The organism is Mesorhizobium sp. M0051 (assembly GCF_040323235.1).
Lineage (GTDB): Bacteria > Pseudomonadota > Alphaproteobacteria > Rhizobiales > Rhizobiaceae > Mesorhizobium.
In genome coordinates this window covers 1-18,288 of the sequence record NZ_JAMYUT010000012.1, presented here as the reverse complement: position 1 = coordinate 18,288, position 18,288 = coordinate 1, and the positions used below count along the sequence as shown (strand labels likewise).

24 protein-coding genes and 6 pseudogenes are annotated in these 18,288 nt (G+C 58.4%); 18 read left to right on the top strand and 12 right to left on the bottom strand.

Annotation, left to right across the window (positions count from 1 at the left end; translation table 11 throughout):
• Positions 1-525 precede the first annotated feature (525 nt).
• Positions 526-825: a DUF1236 domain-containing protein gene (locus NKJ90_RS14465; RefSeq protein WP_031261239.1), complete on the top strand. Its 300-nt coding sequence runs from the start codon at positions 526-528 to the stop codon at positions 823-825.
• On the opposite strand, the gene NKJ90_RS14460 is transcribed toward NKJ90_RS14465, so the two are convergent.
• Both NKJ90_RS14460 and NKJ90_RS14455 read right to left on the bottom strand, forming a co-directional pair.
• Positions 816-1,160, bottom strand: a complete 345-nt coding sequence (locus NKJ90_RS14460) for an ATP-dependent DNA ligase (RefSeq protein WP_352486188.1) — start codon at positions 1,158-1,160, stop codon at positions 816-818. The genes NKJ90_RS14465 and NKJ90_RS14460 overlap by 10 nt on opposite strands.
• A 54-nt stretch (positions 1,161-1,214) precedes the next feature.
• Positions 1,215-1,478, bottom strand: a complete 264-nt coding sequence (locus tag NKJ90_RS14455; RefSeq protein ID WP_352486187.1) for a hypothetical protein — start codon at positions 1,476-1,478, stop codon at positions 1,215-1,217.
• Positions 1,479-1,483: 5 nt separating this feature from the next.
• Between NKJ90_RS14455 and NKJ90_RS14450 the strand changes: the two genes are divergently transcribed.
• Together NKJ90_RS14450 and NKJ90_RS14445 are read left to right on the top strand one after the other, a co-directional pair.
• Positions 1,484-1,711 carry a hypothetical protein gene (locus tag NKJ90_RS14450; RefSeq protein ID WP_023762563.1) on the top strand — a complete coding sequence of 76 codons (228 nt, stop codon included), beginning with the start codon at positions 1,484-1,486 and terminating at the stop codon, positions 1,709-1,711.
• A 159-nt stretch (positions 1,712-1,870) separates the two neighbouring features.
• Complete coding sequence (locus NKJ90_RS14445) at positions 1,871-2,098, top strand: hypothetical protein (protein ID WP_023762562.1); 228 nt, start codon at positions 1,871-1,873, stop codon at positions 2,096-2,098.
• Positions 2,099-2,148: 50 nt separating this feature from the next.
• Here NKJ90_RS14445 and NKJ90_RS14440 read toward each other — a convergent pair whose 3' ends face one another.
• The 4 genes from NKJ90_RS14440 to NKJ90_RS14425 all read right to left on the bottom strand — a co-directional run bounded on the left by NKJ90_RS14440 (position 2,149) and on the right by NKJ90_RS14425 (position 3,473).
• Positions 2,149-2,754, bottom strand: coding sequence for a hypothetical protein (locus NKJ90_RS14440; protein WP_352486184.1), 606 nt, complete (start codon positions 2,752-2,754; stop codon positions 2,149-2,151).
• Between the two features lie 98 nt (positions 2,755-2,852).
• The gene (locus NKJ90_RS14435) at positions 2,853-3,062 is read right to left on the bottom strand and encodes a DUF2513 domain-containing protein (RefSeq protein ID WP_245266853.1); all 210 of its coding nucleotides are present in this window, start codon (positions 3,060-3,062) and stop codon (positions 2,853-2,855) included.
• Complete coding sequence (locus NKJ90_RS14430) at positions 3,032-3,229, bottom strand: hypothetical protein (RefSeq protein ID WP_352486183.1); 198 nt, start codon at positions 3,227-3,229, stop codon at positions 3,032-3,034. Before NKJ90_RS14430 ends, NKJ90_RS14435 begins: the two co-directional genes overlap by 31 nt.
• A 118-nt stretch (positions 3,230-3,347) precedes the next feature.
• Complete coding sequence (locus NKJ90_RS14425) at positions 3,348-3,473, bottom strand: hypothetical protein (protein WP_023762557.1); 126 nt, start codon at positions 3,471-3,473, stop codon at positions 3,348-3,350.
• Positions 3,474-3,736: 263 nt separating this feature from the next.
• Between NKJ90_RS14425 and NKJ90_RS14420 the strand changes: the two genes are divergently transcribed.
• From NKJ90_RS14420 to NKJ90_RS14405, 4 genes and pseudogenes are all read left to right on the top strand, one after another.
• Positions 3,737-4,051, top strand: coding sequence for a hypothetical protein (locus NKJ90_RS14420; protein ID WP_031261238.1), 315 nt, complete (start codon positions 3,737-3,739; stop codon positions 4,049-4,051).
• A gap of 84 nt (positions 4,052-4,135) precedes the next feature.
• Positions 4,136-4,363: a hypothetical protein gene (locus tag NKJ90_RS14415; protein WP_023762555.1), complete on the top strand. Its 228-nt coding sequence runs from the start codon at positions 4,136-4,138 to the stop codon at positions 4,361-4,363.
• Positions 4,364-4,870: 507 nt separating this feature from the next.
• Positions 4,871-5,125: pseudogene (locus NKJ90_RS14410) on the top strand (transposase); the annotation flags it as partial.
• Between the two features lie 9 nt (positions 5,126-5,134).
• Positions 5,135-5,350, top strand: coding sequence for a transposase (locus NKJ90_RS14405; protein ID WP_502904911.1), 216 nt, complete (start codon positions 5,135-5,137; stop codon positions 5,348-5,350).
• Here NKJ90_RS14405 and NKJ90_RS14400 read toward each other — a convergent pair.
• The gene (locus NKJ90_RS14400) at positions 5,341-5,484 is read right to left on the bottom strand and encodes a hypothetical protein (RefSeq protein WP_245266861.1); all 144 of its coding nucleotides are present in this window, start codon (positions 5,482-5,484) and stop codon (positions 5,341-5,343) included. The two genes, NKJ90_RS14405 and NKJ90_RS14400, sit on opposite strands and share 10 nt — an antisense overlap.
• Between NKJ90_RS14400 and NKJ90_RS14395 the strand changes: the two genes are divergently transcribed.
• The 4 genes from NKJ90_RS14395 to NKJ90_RS14380 all read left to right on the top strand — a co-directional run bounded on the left by NKJ90_RS14395 (position 5,417) and on the right by NKJ90_RS14380 (position 10,155).
• On the top strand, positions 5,417-6,955 hold the full coding sequence (locus NKJ90_RS14395) for an ISL3 family transposase (protein ID WP_352486292.1): 1,539 nt from the start codon (positions 5,417-5,419) through the stop codon (positions 6,953-6,955). The two genes, NKJ90_RS14400 and NKJ90_RS14395, sit on opposite strands and share 68 nt — an antisense overlap.
• Before the next feature lie 929 nt (positions 6,956-7,884).
• Positions 7,885-8,085: a DUF2905 domain-containing protein gene (locus tag NKJ90_RS14390; protein ID WP_023762553.1), complete on the top strand. Its 201-nt coding sequence runs from the start codon at positions 7,885-7,887 to the stop codon at positions 8,083-8,085.
• 221 nt (positions 8,086-8,306) lie between these two features.
• Positions 8,307-8,792 (top strand): hypothetical protein, encoded by a 486-nt coding sequence (locus NKJ90_RS14385; RefSeq protein ID WP_352486180.1) that lies wholly within the window; start codon positions 8,307-8,309, stop codon positions 8,790-8,792.
• A gap of 40 nt (positions 8,793-8,832) precedes the next feature.
• Entirely contained in the window at positions 8,833-10,155 is a 1,323-nt protein-coding gene (locus NKJ90_RS14380; RefSeq protein ID WP_502904910.1) for an NRAMP family divalent metal transporter, read from the top strand.
• Between the two features lie 41 nt (positions 10,156-10,196).
• On the opposite strand, the pseudogene NKJ90_RS14375 reads toward NKJ90_RS14380, so the two are convergent.
• Positions 10,197-10,535, bottom strand: a pseudogene (locus tag NKJ90_RS14375) (hypothetical protein); the annotation flags it as partial.
• Positions 10,536-10,563: 28 nt separating this feature from the next.
• A pseudogene (locus NKJ90_RS14370) lies at positions 10,564-10,950 on the bottom strand (helicase HerA-like domain-containing protein); the annotation flags it as partial.
• A 126-nt stretch (positions 10,951-11,076) separates the two neighbouring features.
• Between NKJ90_RS14370 and NKJ90_RS14365 the strand changes: the two are divergent.
• Entirely contained in the window at positions 11,077-11,589 is a 513-nt protein-coding gene (locus NKJ90_RS14365; RefSeq protein ID WP_023762550.1) for a YciE/YciF ferroxidase family protein, read from the top strand.
• A gap of 86 nt (positions 11,590-11,675) precedes the next feature.
• On the opposite strand, the gene NKJ90_RS14360 is transcribed toward NKJ90_RS14365, so the two are convergent.
• Complete coding sequence (locus NKJ90_RS14360; protein WP_352486176.1) at positions 11,676-13,661, bottom strand: sensor histidine kinase; 1,986 nt, start codon at positions 13,659-13,661, stop codon at positions 11,676-11,678.
• A gap of 325 nt (positions 13,662-13,986) precedes the next feature.
• On the opposite strand from NKJ90_RS14360, the pseudogene NKJ90_RS14355 reads away from it, so the two are divergent.
• From NKJ90_RS14355 to NKJ90_RS14340, 4 genes and pseudogenes are all read left to right on the top strand, one after another.
• A pseudogene (locus tag NKJ90_RS14355) lies at positions 13,987-14,178 on the top strand (transposase); the annotation flags it as partial.
• Positions 14,165-14,653, top strand: coding sequence for a plasmid partitioning protein RepB C-terminal domain-containing protein (locus tag NKJ90_RS14350; protein ID WP_023762546.1), 489 nt, complete (start codon positions 14,165-14,167; stop codon positions 14,651-14,653). The pseudogene NKJ90_RS14355 and the gene NKJ90_RS14350, both read left to right, overlap by 14 nt.
• Before the next feature lie 176 nt (positions 14,654-14,829).
• Positions 14,830-15,140, top strand: a pseudogene (locus tag NKJ90_RS14345) (NADH-quinone oxidoreductase subunit B family protein); the annotation flags it as partial.
• Between the two features lie 425 nt (positions 15,141-15,565).
• Positions 15,566-15,762: pseudogene (locus tag NKJ90_RS14340) on the top strand (helix-turn-helix domain-containing protein); the annotation flags it as partial.
• Positions 15,763-15,797: 35 nt separating this feature from the next.
• On the opposite strand, the gene NKJ90_RS14335 reads toward NKJ90_RS14340, so the two are convergent.
• Positions 15,798-15,938: a YqaA family protein gene (locus NKJ90_RS14335; RefSeq protein ID WP_023762542.1), complete on the bottom strand. Its 141-nt coding sequence runs from the start codon at positions 15,936-15,938 to the stop codon at positions 15,798-15,800.
• Between the two features lie 390 nt (positions 15,939-16,328).
• Positions 16,329-17,138 carry a GGDEF domain-containing protein gene (locus NKJ90_RS14330; RefSeq protein WP_352486175.1) on the bottom strand — a complete coding sequence of 270 codons (810 nt, stop codon included), beginning with the start codon at positions 17,136-17,138 and terminating at the stop codon, positions 16,329-16,331.
• A gap of 370 nt (positions 17,139-17,508) precedes the next feature.
• On the opposite strand from NKJ90_RS14330, the gene NKJ90_RS14325 reads away from it, so the two are divergent.
• Together NKJ90_RS14325 and NKJ90_RS14320 are read left to right on the top strand one after the other, a co-directional pair.
• Entirely contained in the window at positions 17,509-17,787 is a 279-nt protein-coding gene (locus tag NKJ90_RS14325) for a hypothetical protein (protein ID WP_352486174.1), read from the top strand.
• A 126-nt stretch (positions 17,788-17,913) separates the two neighbouring features.
• A complete protein-coding gene (locus NKJ90_RS14320) occupies positions 17,914-18,114 on the top strand; it encodes a hypothetical protein (RefSeq protein ID WP_352486173.1) in 201 nt (66 codons plus the stop codon).
• The last annotated feature ends 174 nt before the right edge of the window (positions 18,115-18,288 follow it).

The window sequence follows — 18,288 nt, the reverse complement described above, 5'->3', positions numbered from 1 at the left end:
GCTGCCCCTGCAATGCCAAACATTGCTGTCAAGAAGGATCGCCGATCCATAGAAAGCCTCCAGTGTTACACAACTCTAATGGTACCAACTCTTAAGGCGCGCGGCCGGAAAAGGCAGGCCTTGCACCCGTTACAAATTGAGGATTCGCCAACCGCAGTGCGGCCCGTGAACCCTGTCAGCACAGGAAGGGACGTAGCTGCGCCGATCTGCAAATATGTCAGCCAAGCGCGAATCCTATCACCAGAAAGGTGACGGCGGTCGCGAACAGCGGTGCGAGCAACCAGCGAGCCTGGCTAACACTTCTATCCATCTGTTTTCTCCGAACTTTCCGGAGAAACAATAACGTTGGAAGCAAGCTGTTCCACGCTACATCAGGGTAAGACCATTGCGTTTTGGGCTCAGACTTAAGTCCTACCCCCCCGCCCGACCGAAGCCTCAACCCGGAACGTTTGACGTTGCCCCAAGTTCGGTTTGGAGGTCGGCTTGGACGATGTCGTGGTGCGCCGGCCGCAAGAGGAGAAAATCATGAGAATGCATCTTGCGGGCGCCGCTGCGGCGTTGTTGCTCTTCGCTGGTGTCGGCGCGGTCGCTGCTCAGGACGTGATCATTACGCCCGAACAGGATACGGTCATCCATGAGTATGTGAAAAAGCAGCCGTTGGCATCGTTGAAGGTTCCCGGCGTGGAACTCAATATCGGCACAGCGCTGCCCGACACAGTCGAGTTGCATGAAGTGCCCAACGTCAAATACCGCTATGTCGTGATCGACAATCGGACGGTTCTCGTGGATCCAGGCACTCGCAAGATCATCAAGGTTTACGACTGACTAACCTTTCGCTGAACCCCCGCCGCCCATGTGGCTCGACGGCCCGCTCCGGTATTTGCTGTCGCGCCGCTTCGACACCATGCCCTCGAGGCCGGCCTCGAGGGCAGGTGATAGATTGCCTTTGCATCACCCGGCAGAGGTTCGCTGAACTGGATGCTCCCGCCCGGCTCGATCATGCTGACCAAGATCTCGCGCCGCTCCTCCAGCGCCATGTCGCGCAGATCGTGTCCATTGAGGTGCACCAGGTCGAACGCGACGAAAGAGAGGTCATGCTGCCGGCGGGTGATCCCCTTGCGCAACTCGCCGAAATCGGACAGGCCGGCTTCGTTAAACACGATGATCTCGCCGTCGACGATGGCGCTTTCCGCGCCGAGGCTCTTAGCTTTCGTTTACCGGTCGCGATACTTCGCCGCCCAGTCGTGGCCGTTGCGCGTGTAAATCCTGGTGCCGTCTTTATCGATGATAAGCTGTGACCGGTACCCGTCGAACTTGACCTCGTGAATCCAGCTATCGCCCTCCGGAGGCTTCTCCACCAAGGTCGGCATCAAAAGCGCGACGAACTTCAACGCATGGACAGGAATCACAAAACCGCGATTTAAGCCACAAGATCGGCAATCGGTTCCGGAACATTTTAGCTTCAATGCATGTTTCATTGGTTATGAAGATCCAGACCGACGAATGCCGGGCAGCGTTGACGCTCATCCGGCGTACAATCGAGGAGCACTGCCCGCCCGGCGTGCTGCCGAGCGAAGAGGTGGTCAACGGGCTCTATGGGCCGGAGCTGATCCATGAGGCGGAAGCGATTGCTGCGGCCATAGTCGCAACTATCGATCAGATGCAATTGCGCGTGATGATGAAATCGCCTTCCCCCAGTATCAAACCGTAAGCCGCCACAGGGAAGCCTGCCGATGCGCGTTTCCGCTGACCGCCGAAGCGTCCCGCGCGTCCTGGCGCCCGCTTATGGCCAGCGTGAACGCAGGTTCCTTCTAGGGAACAGAGCCCAAAGCCGCACGTTCTGTTATTTGATCCAAAGGGGAGTACAAAAATGGTACGCCAAATCGCAACAACTATAGCGCTGCTCATTCAATTTCCAGCTTCCGCATTTGCAGACACTACCCAATATTGGGCCGCAAAGGATGCCGTTTCGAAGCAGTGCGAGGTGGTGACAAAGAAGCCAGACGGAACCCTGGTCATAGAGCTTACGAAGGCCACATATAAGACCGAGGCGGAAGCGAACGATGCCTTGAAGAAGCTTCCAGATTGCAAGAAGTGACTGCCTGTGTCGTTTGCTCGAAGCGCGTCAACAATCGCCCTGCCTTGCCCTCAGTGCCATACACTGATGCGCCATACGGCGGGAAAGACCTTCCTGCTTGTCCAGCCAAGGCCCGAAAAGACCGCGCGGCAATGATGCCTTGGCCTCCAGCAGCTGGTGCCCGATCGCCAGCTTGCGATCTTCGGAGCGCCGAGCACCAGTTGATCGACCCTTTGCGGCCTCGCTCGCTCGGATGCGATTGTCGACGTGTGGGGCGCCCCCTGTCGCTGCCGCGCCATCATGTAAATCATGCCCGCGAGCGCATGGCCCTGGTGAACGATCCCGCGGAGCTCGTGGGCAAGCGCCATCATTGGCCCGAGCGGGATCAAATCGAACATCTCGAGCAGCGCCGTGGTGTGTTGCTCGACCAGGTCGGGACAGGAGCGCAGCAGGTCAGAGATCGCCGTCAGGGAGGTTTCGTCTATCAGGGCGTTGTTGCCCTGCCCTTCAGCAAGGATGCACATGACGAGGTGAGCATGTTCGACGCCGTGGCGATCGATGATCCGCCGGATCGTGGCGACGGCTCGGGTCTCTCCCGGAGGCGGGTAGGCCGATTTGCTGACGATCCTGACGTCAAATTCCTGGCAAAGCGCTTTCACGCGAGGATCGACGACCATGCCGGAGAGGATATCGCGAGGAAGAGGGTCTGTCCGTGCCAGCATGCCGCGCCGCGCTTGGAACACGATATTGCATAAGTGGAGACTTATGCGCAAGGCTAACCGGTGATCAAACCAACTTTGGATTTGGCGCACTCTTTCAGTAGACCGAGATCCTTCACCACACTGAGGGGCAACCCGGCCAATTCGGCGGCAGAAAACGACTGCTTTATCTGGTTCCAGACGCCTTTGTTTTGCAAAGCCGCAAGGAAGTCGCGACCTTCCCAAGATAAGTCTTTCATGAAAACAAGCGCATAGGGCGCGTTGATCCGTCTGGACGGCGGCCCTTCGATGAAGCCCGCGCGGAAAGCATCTCGATATGACGGCCAACCACCACTTCGTCATGGCCTTCCAGTGTCAGCGGTTTTGGTGTCAAGTCGGTTCGATACTGCACTGCGAGCAAGATTTCCCGGATCAATTCCATGTCGCGTTTCACGCCAGCCCTCCCCAATGGGTCAAGCGCGACAATAATCTGAAAACCGGATGAAATCATAGCGGCTACCACGGCAGCGCCAGCACGATGCTAGAGGACAGGAGGGAGGCGAGCCTGGCGATCATGCTGAAAGCCCCGGCAGCGAGGAGCTGGCCACGGGCGCCGTCAGCGTGATCTTGCGGTAGTACAAGGCGTTCTTCGACGTGGCAGCGAAGCCGCCGAGGATCGCCCGCTGCATGGTGAGCATCACATTGGCCGTGGTGTCGATGAGCCGGCACCATCAATCGACCTGGCAATGAAACTGTCCGTATAGGTAACGGCGACTTATGCAGTCTAGGTTCGTATTCCAGATCGGTGTTGTCGACGCCTCGGCAGTCGAGTGTGGGGCCACCGTCATACAGCGCCCCCGACAGGCTGCTGGCCGTCCCAGCCACCTTCCGAGGCAGGAACCAAAGCGTACGAGCAATGTTTACCCAGCGAAGGGCATCTTAATTTTTCGGAGAATTGATAATGAGAGCCACCCTGATTATGAGCGCCTTGGCGCTTTGCTTGGCCGCGCCTGCGGTCGCTTCGGCGGATGATTCCATCGTCATCCAAAGCCACCGGCACCACCGTCATCATTATTGGAACAATGACAACGCAGTGATGATCAATCAGTACGGCCAGCGTCTGCATCGGCGTCATCATGGTCAGGTGACCTTCTACGACCAGGGGCGCCGGCATCACCGCTCGGGCGTGATGATCACCGGATCGGTCGATCGTCCCCTCCATCGCCACCGTCACGTAATCATCCAGCAGGACGACAACAGCGATAGCGACTATTGATCGGAGGCCGATGGCCCGGCTTTTTGATCTCAATGAAAGCCGGGCCACGCATCGCGCAGTAGCTACGGAACGAACCGGTTCGCCATGAGTTACCAAATCATGATGGATACCATGGAACCCCAAGGCCACGGCATGGCGGCTGATATTTTGACCTCGGAAGTCGCGAGTGCGAAGCAGCGCATCAACCGGACTGAGATCGCGATTAAACGAACAGAAGAAATGCTGGCCGCGAATATAGCGCTCCGCAGCAGGATGCGGTTTCTGGTCGAGGCCACAGACCGCTTGATGGATCCCCCCAGCAGCAATGAATGACTTCGCGTAGGTTGAAGCTGGCCGGCGTCTCATTCCTCCGGTCCGCCTGGAAATCGCCGCGGTGCCCACCGGCGACGCTGCATGGATTGTGGACCTCGCCCCCCGGTCATCTGCCGCCATGTCAAACTTTAACGCTGGCGGGCTCGCGACTGTGCTATGGATAATCCGCGGGCGGGCGTTTCTCGGGAGGAGACGCCTATGGAAGTTAGAGATCTTGTGGCCAAGATGTCTGCGGCTTTGCTGAAGCGGCGGGCTGCCACGCCAACCATTCCAATCAAGCCAATCGCCAACTCTTTGGCAAGTCGCTCCGTCGCACCCAACTGGCCGATGCGCCAGACGACACCGCACAAGCCGAGACCGCCGGTGCCGCCCTGCAGCAATATGTAGGACGACCCTCCAGGCGGCGGCGCTAGCCCGGATATCTCACACAGTTGAAGTGCATCGGGGCTCCGAATCAAGGAAAATGCTTCTGCGACAAAGACTTACCTTGAGCAGAGGTATTCCCCGATGCAAACAGAGTGTATACCGGAACGGTTTGATTTTGCACCTGTTGAAAGGCGTGCCGTCGTGGCCGGTTTTGACGGTGGAACGATCACCTCCGACGCCGGCGCGCTTCTGCTGGGGCTGACGGACCGGGCGATCGGGCTGGTCGGCCGCTTTGCCCGCTGCTTCGTGGATGCCCGCCGTCCGGCATTGATCGAGCATGAGGTGAAGACGCTTGTCGGCCAGCGCATCTTCGCGCTCGCGCTTGGCTATGAAGATTTTTGCGCGTTGCGCCGCATCGGCCTGGTGGACACACGGCTCGCCAGGGCAAGCTGCGCCACCATCCGTCTCAAGCTGTTCAAGATCGGCGCCCTGGTCAGCGTCTCGGTACGCCGCATCAAGCTGGCCATGAACTCCGCCTGTCCCTTCCAGCGCGAATGTGTCAATGATCACGGAATCGGGACCCCATATTTTCGCGCAAAAGGGGGTCTGACTCACATTTGATGATTTTGCATGGCGGCGTGGTGCTGTTTTCTGAGGGGAATCAGCACCATGGTGAGAAATTTGCGTTTGTCGTCCTTGATCCCGGCTGGATTGGTCGTCGAGGCCATCGCTGAGAACGAAGGAGTGATCGTCATTACCGCCCGGTCAGGTACGTCGGCGCGGCCTTGCCCTCTTTGCCGCAGAGTGTCGAGCCGGGTCCACAGCCGCTATGTTCGACGCGTGTCCGATCTTCCCTGTAGTGGGACGAAGGTAGAGCTCCGCCTCGTCGCGCGGCGCTTCGTCTGCGATGCTACATTGTGCCGACGACGAATCTTCGCCGAGCGCTTTGACGACAGTGTTGTCACCGAGCGATCGCGCCGGACCTCGCGATTGGAGTGTATCGTTCATCATCTTGGACTGGCGCTCGGCGGCCGGCCGGCGGCTAGTTTTGCAAAGCGGCTGATGGTTCCGGTCAGCAATGACACATTGCTACGGGTGGTGCGGCGACGGGCCTGTTTACGAACAGATCCTATCAAGATTGTCGGCATCGATGACTGGGCCTATCGCCGTAACCATCGCTACGGCACGATCGTCTGCGATCTGGAGCGGCGGCGGATCGTGACGCTGTTGCCTGATCGTGAGGTTGCCACCGTCGAGGCCTGGCTCGCCGACCATCCTCAGATCGAAACCGTCTCGCGCGACCGCGGCGGCGGTTACGGTGAAGCGACCGCGAAGGCGTTGCCCGAAGCGGTTCAGGTCGCCGACCGCTGGCATCTCATGGAGAATGCGAGTGCGGCTTTCCTCGACGCCGTCCGCAAGTCGATGCGGACAATCCGAACTGCGATCGGCGCTACGACGGTCAATCCCGACTTGCTCACCTACGTGGAGAAGCTGCAATACGAAGGCTATCTGCGGCGTGAGGAGACAAACGCGGCAATCATGAAACTTGCCGGCGAAGGCATCCCCATCAAGGAGATCGTGCGCCGCACCGGTCACAGTCGCAAACTCGTACGCCAAGTGATCCGTGGCCAGCGAACCGATATTTTCCGCGTCCGGCAGAGTTCGCTCGAGGCATGGTTGCCGTTCCTGGATGGGCAATGGATATCGGGCTGCCACAATGCAAGCGAGCTCTGGCGGCGGCTGAAGACAAAAGGCTTTCGGGGACGCCTGGGCGTCGTCAGCGAATGGGCAAGGCGACGGCGTCGTGCCGAGCAGGCATCCGATCAGCAACTCCACAAGGTGCCGTCAGCCAGAACGATCGCGCGGCTGATGACGACGGCCCGTGATCATCTGAGCAAAGCCGACACGGTCATGATCGCCGCCATCGAGGCGGGCGTGCCCCTGCTGGTGGAAGCACGCAATCTGATCGCCGGTTTCCATTCCATGATCCGCAAGAAGCTTGCCGATGATCTCGATCCGTGGATCGCCGACGCCGGCAAAAGCCTCATCGCATCTTTCGCCAAGGGCATCATTCGCGACCATGCCGCCGTCCGCGCCGCGATCACCGAACCATGGTCCAACGGTCAAACAGAGGGACAGATCACCAAGCTCAAGCTTGTGAAACGGCAGATGTATGGACGCGGAAAGCTCGACCTCCTGCAAGCCAGGCTGATCGGTGCCGTATGATCCCGAACTTCATCGAGAGTGCGTCAGACCCCCGTTTGGACGAAAATCACCCCTCAAACAGGGTCCTCATTCCATGAAAAATCACACCCCAATTCTTAGCCGTGACTGACGTTTGGTAAACAAGTCGTTAATACACCTTTGCAGCGAAAGAGTCGCGCGTCAATCCGAGGCCGGGGGCGGTGCGCCTAAGTCGCGAAGCCCATCCAAAGATGGCGGCGCCGGTTTCTAAGGTGAAGGCGTACAGTTGGATCGATCGAAGTCCATGAGGATCCAAGATGAAGCCGCTAAAAAGACAGCCGGACCGCCCGCCTGAACTCGACGTTCCCGTTCCGTCCAAATAGGACGGCTCGGGTCTTGCGGTTGGCAGTTGCGGTGCGTGCCTGAAGTGGCCCACGGCACTCCGGTCGGCTCCGCTCGCAATAGCTGACGGTCGTCGAACCGAACCGGTCGACGATGCATGTTGAGGCATCCAATGGAAGAAAGAAATTTCTCACGGACGAAGAAGTCTCAGGGCGCTATCGCGGGGATTTCCGTCGGAACACTCCGCAATTGGCGCGCGACGATAATCGGGCCTTGAGGAGCTCGAGGCATGGGATCGAAAGAATATCGTGATCTGCCGTGCGCCAGACCGACACGCCGTGCGCGCATCCAATGAGGTGTGATCTGCCCGTTGAAGGCCGTCTAACCGCCCCCAAGTGAAAAGGGAAGCAGTCTGTCTCGCTATCTTAGTCGATTGTCCGGACCGCCGGTAACCGTTAGTTTCCAGCCACTCGTACAACACGATCTGAAAAGGTCTGACTGTGGAACTTCTCTGCCTCGCGCGACCATGCGGGCGAGCGGGTACCAGCGGAGCGCACTACCTCTCATCGCAGAAATCCTTAACCTACCGGTGAGATCCGGTGCCACTATATCTCTGGCAGGACGATGCTATGTCACGAGCCCTGATTGTTGTTGGCCTCATCATAGTGGCCGTAGGCTTACTGTGGCCGTGGTTGTCGCGGATCGGCCTTGGCAGGCTGCCTGGTGACATCGTCATCGAGCGTGAAAACTTCGCGTTTTATGCTCCGATCGCCACCGGGATAGTTATTAGCGTCGTGCTCTCGATTATTCTGTGGCTGATCAACCGGTAGCGGGATACTTGGGTCTACAGCCGCCCTCCACCTGGACCCTTCCTCGCAATGCTCGCATTCTGTCCCTGAGGAGCTGGGGGCGGTGGACAAATCTTGCTACGACAATCGGCCCGACCAGTGGCGAAAGCGCACTGGCGCAAAGTGGCGGCGTGCGCGCCAACTGGCCCGCGTGCCCAGCGGCTCGTGTTCGTGACCGTTGCCGCCACGTTACCCAATACGTCATGCAGCGCGCCGGTATGGCCCTTCCGAGCTGGACCGGGGCGAGGGCTGCGATTGGCGGCGTCGCTGCGGTCACCAACGGCGACACGCCGCAATGCCCATGCGTAGTGTCGCTTGCGCAGATTCCAGCCACGCTGTGCCCAGCGGCGATCGGAACCGTTGCGTTGGTTGGAAGGTTATTTACCTTGCCCCAGCGAAATCTCGGCAAGGCTCTGTTGGAAGCAATGCGAACTTTACCGGATCCCGCAAGTCGATATGTTTTGACGCGCTTCCTGCTTAAGCTCGCCTTTTTCGTATGTCTCGCGTCGGCGCATTGGCTGTGGGAATTTGGCCGAACGCTGGTCAACTTGCTGTTTCTCGCCGCCTTATTGGACGTTGGTATTGCGGTAGTTCGGAAGACGCCATTTCACGCACCGACACTCACCTATTGGGATGAAGCGATCGCTACTCTTTTCCCGTCTCTTCTCGTCTTATGGAAGCTGGCATGATCACGAAAGAATTCCCGTCGACTTCACTTTTCTGATCGGGATGGAGAGTTGGCCGGTGACTACTGAAGCAAAGCCGTCTTCCAGCTCAAAATTGCGTCGACCCGTTGTGCATCGGTTACGCCGGGCCACCCTGATAGAGCGGCTGGGGCCAGGGCTCATCACCGGAGCCGCCGACGACGATCCCAGCGGCATCGCCACCTATTCGCAAGCTGGCGCACAGTTCGGCATGAACATGCTTTGGAGCATGGTCTTCACCTATCCGCTGATGTGCGCCATTCAGATGATCAGCGCCCGGATCGGCCGCGTCACCGGACATGGGCTTGCCGCCAATATGGGCCGCGTCTTTCCGGCTTGGATCGTCATGATCCTGGTGACGCTTCTATTCATCGCCAACACGATCAATATCGGGGCCGATCTGGCGGCGATGGGTGCGGCTGCAAAACTGGTGCTTGGCTGGGGCCAGCACACTTTCACCGTTGGATTTGCCGTCGTCTCGCTGGTCGCACAGCTGTTCATTCCGTATCACCGGTATGTCCGCTACCTGAAATGGCTGACGCTAGTGTTGTTCGCCTATGTCGGTGTTATTTTTACCATTCATATTGATTGGGGCGATGTTGCCCTACGTACGTTTGTGCCCCAGCTCAGCTTGACCGGGGATATGATCACGATGGTGGTGGCGATCATCGGCACCACCATCAGCCCTTATCTCTTCTTCTGGCAGGCATCGGAGGAGGTGGAGGATGAAGAGGCGGACGCTGCTAAGCCACTCCTAAGAAAGCCCTCTCAAGCAACCTACGAGCTGGGTCGAATCCAGTGGGACACCTATGCCGGCATGGGTTTCTCCAACCTGATCGCCTTCTTCATCATCCTGACGACCGCCGTCACACTGCACGCCAGTGGCATGACCGACATCCAGACTGCCGCCGATGCCGCCGACGCGTTGCGGCCGGTAGCTGGCGAATTCGCATTCATGCTCTTCAGTCTTGGCATCATCGGCACCGGTCTTCTTGCCATCCCGGTTTTGGGGGGCTCGGCCGCTTACGCCGTCGGCGAATCCCGAGGCTGGAAGACCGGTCTCGAGAACAAGCCGTGGCAAGCAGTGGGTTTCTACACGGTGATCGGGTTGGCGACGGTACTCGGCATCGCTGTCGACTATTCGCCGATCGATCCGATCAAGGCCCTGTTCTGGACCGCTGTCATCAATGGCGTGATTTCCGTGCCCATCATGGCGGCGATGATGATCGTAGCTTCGCGCAGGCACGAGATGGGTCGGTTCGTGGCCACGATTGGCCAGCGTATTCTCGGATGGACCGTCACCGCGATCATGGCCGGCGCAACCGCCGCTATGTTCATTTTCAGATAGGAAGGAGTGGGGATGACCTTATTGTCGCGCGTGGTCCATCGAACGCCTCGGTTTAGGCGAAGCTTCGACAATTTTGCGAAGAAGCCCTCGACCGTGTTGAGCCACTAGCACGAGATCGGTGTGAAGTGGAAGATGAAGCGTCCTCGCCGGCCGGCACTTCGGCGTCGATCGCATTGAGCAGGCGCATCAACATTGAGCCGACGACGTCACGCAGTTGGTCCACAAACCGCGGATCGCTTGAGACGCTTGAACTGGCGCCAGCGGTTGGGCTGCAGCCCGTTCGCCTTCCACATGCAACGCACCGAACTCGGCTTGATGCCGGCCGTGGCCGCCATCATGTCGGCGGTCCAGTGCGTCGGGCAGCCGCTTCGGCGCGCCCTTGGACAGCAGGTGCGCCTCGTCGAGAAGAACTAGCTTGGGCTTCGCGAGATCGCCGGCGTCCGGCAACTTGCGGAAGGGTGCGGTCAGCAGCCAAAGCAGCAAGAGCTTCAGCGCTTCGAGTAGCTTGTCCGCATGCAAGAGCTTGTGGTTCCCTGCCCTGCGCGTCGAGCGCCGTGAAATCGGCGATATCGAACGGCGGCTCGCCGAATAGGCGATCGCCGGCCCTGCATTGCGGTTCGCACGGCATGTCGGTTTGGCGCACGGCAGATCACGATGTTCGTTCGAATGGCAGAGGCGGCTGTCAGGTAGGAGGCGAGCGCTCCGTACGCCGGCCTTAAGAGTTAACTTATGAAATCGATGCCCTATTGGTGCTATCTGAGCCGATGAGTTTGACACGCCGGGAATCTCGACCATTCAGACATCGAGCGCCCTTGGCCTAGATTAGAATGAATGCAGGCCACTCACAAAGAACGGGAACAACTTGCCGCACATTGAGTTGCATTCCTGCCTCGTTCCGAGGCGAGAACGGGAGAAAATACCATGGCAACTACGAATAAGGCCTCGACCAAAGGTTTGACCGAACTTTTCCACGGTACGCTGAAGGACATTTATTTTGCCGAAAAGAAGATTCTTGCGACTTTGCCGAAAATGGCCAAAGCGGTGCAAAGCCCAGATTTGAAGGCGGCGTTCGAAAAGCACCGCGGCGAAACGAAGGAACACGTTGCCCGCCTCGAAGAGGTGTTCGAAGTGATCGGCAAGAAGCCGCAGGGCAAGACCTGCGCGGCCATCGTCGGGATGACCGAGGAGGGCGCAGAAATCATGGAAGAGTACAAGGGCGCAGCTGCCTTGGATGCCGGGCTGCTGGCCGCAGCGCAGGCTGTCGAGCACTACGAAATCTCCCGCTACGGGACTTTGTTAACCTGGGCTTCCGAACTCGGGCTCGATGAAGCGGTATCGCTCCTCAAACTCACGCTGGGAGAAGAGAAGGCGACCGACGAGGCGCTGACCCAACTCGCTGAATCGACGGTCAACATGGCTGCCGAAGCCGCATAACGCGATTGTGAAGCGCCTCAGCCGCAACCATGAACCCCGAGCGCCTCCTTGGGGTGCGCCGTTCGGCCAGCCGCGACACCGCCATTTCAGTGAGGCAAGGTCAGCCGGAACTCGCAGATCAGCCCCGACTTCTCAAAATTGAGTACGACGCGATCTGACTTATTGAAATCAAACACGCGCTCCAGAAGCTGCGTGCCGAAGCCTTTGCGCCCACCAGGACCAACAGGCGGACCTCCAACTTCGCGCCATTCGAGCTCGAGCCGGCGATGCTGGCCCTTGCCGACAAGCTTCCAATGGATCGAAACGCTTCCCGTCGCATTCGACAGCGACCCGTATTTGATCGCGTTGGTCGTCAGCTCATGGAACGCCAAAGCTGCTGAAAGGGCAATGTTGGATGGGAGCCACACCGTCTCGCCGCCGATCTGAAAGCGTTCGACCGGCGCGTGCGGCGTGACCGATGCCAAAACAAGATCATTGAGATCTGCGCCGCTCCAGTTCCGCTGCGTTAGCAAGTCATGTGCCTTTGCCAGCGAGACGAGCCGGCTGGACAGCATCTTTCCTGCCTCCGATAGACTGGTGGCGTTGCGGATTGTCTGGCCCGCGATTGATTGGACGACAGCAAGCGTGTTCTTGACGCGGTGGTTGAGCTCATTGGCCAGCAATTTGCGTTGCTCTTCGCCGCGTTTGCGGTCGGTGATGTCGAGGCTGATTTGCACAGCTCCAACGATCGCGCCATCTGGATTGCGAATAGGCCGCGCGCTGGATAGCAGAAAACGCTCGACGCCAGACGGAAGCGTGTAGGCGAACTCTTCGTGGTCGACCAGTTCTCCACGCATTGCCCGGCTTAGCGGCCGGTCCTCTCGGCTGATGATATGGCCATCCTTGACCGCGATCGTGTCGATCACGTGCTGCGGTCTGCCAAAGGATTTTGCGCCGTCAGTCGGCAAACCCATGAGTTCCGCCGCGAAGCGGTTACGGATCACCTGGAGCGCTTTCGGGTCATAGGTGAACCAGACCCCCGCCGGTACCGTATCCAACACAGTTTCCAGCTCCGTTCGGCGTTCGGTGATGGCCCGCTCCGCCTCAACCAGCGCCTCGGCGATGGCGGCAAACTCCTTAACCGAGGTGTATAGCGGCTCGACCTTGCGCTGCTGCCCGAGCGCCTCAGCGCGTGCGGCTAGATCGGCGGTGGCACCCGTGAATTGTCTGCCGACTGTGTATCCGAGCGCAATCGATACAAGGAGGGACAAGAGGCCTATGCCGCTAATCGCGGCGAGCGAGCGCCAGAGCGGGGCCTGCGCTACCGAAAGCGGCAGGTTGGCGGTATAAAACCAATCCGAGTAAGAGGACCTGTAAAAGCCGGCTAGCAGCTTGGTTCCTTCGAGATTGCGGGATGTAAAGCTGCCGGAGCGGCCAACGACTTTCTCCACATATTCCGGTAGTCCGGGTTTACCGCTCATCTCTTCGTGCAACTTGGAGCGTGCCACAAAATGTCCGTCACGATCTCCAACCCCGACCGTCCAGCCCTCGGGCACGGCTGGCATCATCACATTGCGGATGCGGGTCGTTGGGACAGAGATCGAAAGAATCAGGTCCTCGCCTTTGGGCGCTGGCACTCGGATGGCAATTTGAACGCGGTAGCTACTCGAACCCAGGGCGGCGAAGACATCACTGACGAAAAATCCGGAGGTCCTGATTCTTTCGCGATCGTGATCAGCTATGGGGTCGACCGGCGGCAGATTGCTGCCGTAGCCAATCCCGGTGTTCATCAGCTGAGTGTGACCGAGATCTCTCAGGACGACGACTCGGTCCGTTGCCCGGACCAGATTGAGCGCCTCTCGGTGAAAGGTTTGCAGATCACCGTTGGCAAGGGCGGCCGATTTCGACAAGCCATTGAGGATTGTCTGAAGATTGACGAGTTCACCTTCGACAACGAGCGAAACCTGCCTGGCCGTTTGCACGGCATCCTGTTCGAAACGGTATCTCTCATGCAGAGCGTATTGCACCAGCAAATAGGCCGCGAACAGCCAGACCGGGACGATCGCGGCTGCGATCGATCCGAGCAGGTGCAATCGAACGGACCGTCGTTGCAAGCCTCTACCTCATGCCCCTCAGGATCCGCCAACCATAATCGGCGAGCTCCGAACGGCAAGCTTTAGTTCAAGCGAATATGGCGCGGCAATTTGGGGCAGAGCGACGCCGACGAATCGCGCCGGCATCCGTGTTTTATCCGGTCTGGGCCATATCGGCTCAGCAGTACGTTTGTCTGATGCATTCCTCAATGAGCGGCCGCCGCGACCCCCTTGTCCTCCGGGTTCCGGCTGTGTGGCACAGCGAATGGAGAAGCTTGTCTCCGATTCCATCAGCTGGATAAGATTTAATTGTCGTAGAGATCGCGGAACCTTGGGCGCCACGGCCCTTCTTGCGGTCGTCGGCAACGGACGTCAGTTTCAGAAGGCCCGCGATCTGGCTGCATGGCTGGGCCTTGTCCCGCGGGAACACTCGACCGAAGGCAAGCAGAAACTCCTCGGCATCAGCAAGCGTGGGAACCGTCACGTCCGCAAGATCTTTGTTCATGGCGCGCGATCCTGCTTCCGACATAGGTGAAAACCGGGAACCTGTTAGCGGAGTTTGCCCGGACGTCTTCGACGTGCTTCGGGACAGCCCAGTGAAAACAAAGATTTTCGGGTTGCTCCAGAAGGTGCTTTCAGCCAGGCGATTGGAGATTGCCCGCCTGATGGTGGCAATGGACCGGGTCAGGCTCACCTACGCAAGGATGCTCATCGCTCTTACACCACAAGCCCTGCTGTCCAAGGATTTCCATCCCACCACGATCGCCAACCTGACTGAAGGCATGCGAGGCGCGATGGCGCTCGAGCTGGGCAGGCTGAGCCCTTGCGGCTCTAAGCGCCGTGGAACAGCGTGGCCAAGTGGGGAGCTTGTCGCAGCCAGCCGCTATTTTGAACGGCTGATGGATAATTCCAAGGTGGTGCGGTATCTGGCGCGCAATTTTCCTGGCCATTTTGAAGAGTTTCACAATCTGTCGGTGCTCTTCCTCAAATAGGTGGGGGAGCGGGCCGGCTCCACAGCCGCTCGGCGCACTACCGGATTTCCTTTTGACGCGCCAACACTACATGGCTTACTAATCTTTCCAGATCACGCGCTTTGATTTCGACCAGCCGCCGGAACCGGATGGTTTCCAATTCCTGCCCGACAGGATGGAACACCCGCGGCGGTCATGGAATCCGGTTCGTCGCATCGCCGCGCCATGCCGATGTACTGCTCGTCACCGGGCCCGTGACCAAGAATATGCGAGAGGCACTGAAGCGAACCTACGACGCAACTCCCAATCCCCAATGGGTGGTCGCCTCGCACTCGGACATTGTGCCAGCAACGGCGGCTGTTTCGCTGGCAGCTATGCCGTGATGCGCGGCGTGTCGGAGGCTCTGCCTGTCGACCTGCACATTCCGGGGTGCCCGCCAGCGCCAATCGAAATTCTGACAGGCCTGCTCGCCTTGCTTGAGGGCGTGAATTCAAAGCGTGGTCCATGAGGCTGAATATCGATGTGGAGGCTTATCCAGGCCGGCCTTGTCGCTGCATGTGTCATGTGTCCAAAGCATACCCTTGCGGAAGCGCCGGGCCGCTTGGTGGCATTGATCGAGGTGAAGGCGACATCCAAGATCGACAGCAGCGACTTTCGGCATATCAATTGGTTTGACGCGGCTCGGACTATTTTTGCTGGGTGGCTACAGCAACCATCCGATTTCTATCCGAAGCTATCCGAGGCTACGATCATCGTATTCAGCCTCTTCCCTTCATCGAAAAACGCGCCTCACTGTGTCCGTACAAGAGCGTGTTCGACAGTTGCGGTGCGTGCCTGAAGTAACGCCACGGCACTCCGGTCGGCTCCGCTCGCAACAACTGACGGTCGTCGAACCGAACCGGTCGACGATGCATGTTGAGGCATCTAATGTAAGAAAGAAAATTTCTCACGGACGAAGAAGTCTCAGGGCGCTATCGCGGGGTGTTTCCGTCGGAACACTCCGCAATTGGCGCGCGGTGAAAATCGGGCCGACCTACATCAAGATCGGCAAGGCAGTGCTATATCCCCTTGAGGAGCTCGATGCATGGGATCGAAAGAATATCGTGATCTGCCGTGCCTCGCGCGTATAGAAAGCGCTGCTTGCGGTACCGATGAGGACGGCAACTCACGTGATCGCCCACAGTCCTCCCGCAACGACCGCCGCATAGCGTGCGGCCTTGCCCATTGCGACAAGAGCAACGAATACCCAGAGATCCACGCGTGCCGCGCCTGCCGCAATGGTGAAGGCATCTCCAACAACCGGCATCCAGGCAAACAGCAGCGTCCATTCGCCAAAGCGTCGGAACGTCCCGCTTGCCTACTCATAGCGCTCAGGAGTTATAGCGAACCAGCGCCTGGTCCCACCGGCCACATTCGACGTATATTGAATCGATGACTAAGCGCTACGACATGCAGCGAGCACATAGTGCACATAGTGGTCTCTAGTCGATCACTGACGTCTTCACCGGACAGCCGGCTACTCTTGACGGTGTGCTAGTCGTGAGGCTGAAGCCAACAGAGGCCGATGACTTGAGAGACCGGAAGGCGAAGGGAATCGCCTGAGCCGCCTGGTGACATGCACCAGCTATGCACCAGCCATGCCAACTCGACTGCCATCATTTTTTGGCGTCTGCTAGCGCGGCTCATCGGCAGGGGTTCATTCGAATCTGCGGCGTGTCTTTCGCTCTTCTGCGTCTTGCAACCTGGTTGGCTCATATTCGAACGACACGCGGTTCCGCCCACGTTGTTTCGCTTCAAAAAGGCACCGTCCGGCAATGCGGAGGACGTTCTGAGTATCTGCATTGCGAGAGATTTCTGCACCCCCGATGCTGACGGTCACCTCTACGACGTCCTGTTGCCCCCGGACCCAGGGAATCCCCTCGATATTCCGACGGATGTTCTCCGCAATCGTCATTCCCTGCTCTTTGCGCGCCTCTCGCAGCAAGATCCCGAACTCTTCCCCGCCAAGACGACCAATTGAGTCACCTGGGCGTGTCGCATAGACGAGGGCCTTTGCAATCTGCACCAAAGTCTCGTCACCCTTGAAGTGTCCATGTTTGTCGTTGATTGAGGAGAAATGATCCGGATCGATCAAGAGAACCGTGTCGCATTCTCCTTCATCGCGCCTCCTGTCCATCCTTGCCATGAATTCACCGCGGCTAAGGAGCCCCGTCATCGGGTCGTGGCTGGTTACGAAGGTGAGCCTCTCGTGCGCCTCTCTGAGGGCTGTGTGTGACTTCTCCAGCTTGTCGCAGGTATCCTGGATCGTTTCCGACTGGGCGAAAATGTAGGCACTGACCGGCATTCCGATCAGGATGGGAATGAAGGTACATTCCACCCAACTCAGCCAGTCGATCGGCATCTGCAACGCAAGCCTGGCCGTGAACGACAGACCGAAGGTCGCCACGACTGCAATTATCGTCACGATTACTGATTTGCCCAGAATACGATTGGTGCGCGGCATCATATCGTTTTTTTAAACACCGGCACTGAATATGACGTTACCAATTCGACTAAGATTATTCGGGCCCAAGCGCTGGTGCAAAAAGCGGCCCTCGACCTTGCCAGAGGGACGTCCATAAGTTGTGTGCGTCAAGTTCTGCAAAAATGGCGTGGCGGTAGCTGTGACGTCGGCGTGTTAGGCCGTTTGGCTGCTGTGGAAGCTTGGCGATTTTCACATATCGCGCGGTTTAGCGCACATGGCCGCGATACCTCCTGCAGTCCACATCCTCAAGGACGCAGGGCTATTCGAATTTGATATCTTGGGGTTATCCGCGCAAGCGTATTTGCACCTACATTAGCCACCACTTGACGAACCCAATGCCCGCACCAGACTTATGGAATGGCTGGAATGGCTCGGGAAATTCGACGCCGATGATGAAATGACGATCACCGTCGCCGTTCTGAAGATGCACGATGACTGGGATCGCAATTCGGCTATTGCGTCCATGTCATTTCTGATCAGCCCGGTGCTGGGCGGAGTCAGCCGAAAGTTCCACGGCCTTTCCCTTTCGGCGCCAAAGCAGACGAAGTCCGCAAACAAGGTGGAGCCCACAGGCGAGATGGCCGGGTACGCGATGAGGCCGCAATGTCACGGTAAATGCCGGCGCTGCTAGCAACATCACCATTAGCGCAGAGCCAAGGCCGAGCCAGAGCATAGCCACTTAAAAGTACGATGATTGTAGGAAAGCCGCCACCCTTCGAATGCTTATATCGCTGTCTGCCAGCCAAGGAGAGGAATGATGAAGAATCCCTATTGGGCCGATGAAACCCAAGACTTCATTCTTCGCGACGTTCTTGATTTGGCCGGTTACAGCGATCATGGCGTCGTAATCACAATGATTAATGCGGAAGGAACGCGACTTCGTCTCCACCTGGAGATCAGCACGGGCGAGCTGCTGTGCGAGCGAATCGCAAGCGCGCTTGAGGGCCGTTACGGGTAGTTCAAAGCCCAAGCGCGGTTCAGGGGTTGATCTGTTTCATTCGCACGCCTGATTGGCTGGAACCACGGCCTAAGGCCTGTTGAGATTCTGGAGGGTTCTGTGTAGTCGCGGGCGCGATTGGGCGGGCACGCACGGGTCGCGACTACATTGAAGCCTGATTGAACTGAACCGCGG

Bases quoted from the DNA above. Each gene is read 5' to 3' on its own strand.
- NKJ90_RS14465 (WP_031261239.1), top strand. From the start codon at position 526: ATGAGAATGCATCTTGCGGGCGCCGCTGCGGCGTTGTTGCTCTTCGCT.
- NKJ90_RS14390 (WP_023762553.1), top strand. From the start codon at position 7,885: ATGTCACGAGCCCTGATTGTTGTTGGCCTCATCATAGTGGCCGTAGGC.
- NKJ90_RS14335 (WP_023762542.1), bottom strand. From the start codon at position 15,938: ATGCCGGTTGTTGGAGATGCCTTCACCATTGCGGCAGGCGCGGCACGC.
- NKJ90_RS14445 (WP_023762562.1), top strand. From the start codon at position 1,871: ATGGTACGCCAAATCGCAACAACTATAGCGCTGCTCATTCAATTTCCA.
- NKJ90_RS14385 (WP_352486180.1), top strand. From the start codon at position 8,307: ATGCAGCGCGCCGGTATGGCCCTTCCGAGCTGGACCGGGGCGAGGGCT.
- NKJ90_RS14450 (WP_023762563.1), top strand. From the start codon at position 1,484: ATGAAGATCCAGACCGACGAATGCCGGGCAGCGTTGACGCTCATCCGG.
- NKJ90_RS14400 (WP_245266861.1), bottom strand. From the start codon at position 5,484: ATGACGATCACTCCTTCGTTCTCAGCGATGGCCTCGACGACCAATCCA.
- NKJ90_RS14330 (WP_352486175.1), bottom strand. From the start codon at position 17,138: ATGATGCCGCGCACCAATCGTATTCTGGGCAAATCAGTAATCGTGACG.
- NKJ90_RS14420 (WP_031261238.1), top strand. From the start codon at position 3,737: ATGAGAGCCACCCTGATTATGAGCGCCTTGGCGCTTTGCTTGGCCGCG.
- NKJ90_RS14325 (WP_352486174.1), top strand. From the start codon at position 17,509: ATGGAATGGCTGGAATGGCTCGGGAAATTCGACGCCGATGATGAAATG.
- NKJ90_RS14440 (WP_352486184.1), bottom strand. From the start codon at position 2,754: ATGGTCGTCGATCCTCGCGTGAAAGCGCTTTGCCAGGAATTTGACGTC.
- NKJ90_RS14455 (WP_352486187.1), bottom strand. From the start codon at position 1,478: ATGAAACATGCATTGAAGCTAAAATGTTCCGGAACCGATTGCCGATCT.
- NKJ90_RS14415 (WP_023762555.1), top strand. From the start codon at position 4,136: ATGAGTTACCAAATCATGATGGATACCATGGAACCCCAAGGCCACGGC.
- NKJ90_RS14380 (WP_502904910.1), top strand. From the start codon at position 8,833: ATGGAGAGTTGGCCGGTGACTACTGAAGCAAAGCCGTCTTCCAGCTCA.
- NKJ90_RS14350 (WP_023762546.1), top strand. From the start codon at position 14,165: ATGGCGCGCGATCCTGCTTCCGACATAGGTGAAAACCGGGAACCTGTT.
- NKJ90_RS14320 (WP_352486173.1), top strand. From the start codon at position 17,914: ATGAAGAATCCCTATTGGGCCGATGAAACCCAAGACTTCATTCTTCGC.
- NKJ90_RS14425 (WP_023762557.1), bottom strand. From the start codon at position 3,473: ATGCTCACCATGCAGCGGGCGATCCTCGGCGGCTTCGCTGCCACGTCG.
- NKJ90_RS14365 (WP_023762550.1), top strand. From the start codon at position 11,077: ATGGCAACTACGAATAAGGCCTCGACCAAAGGTTTGACCGAACTTTTC.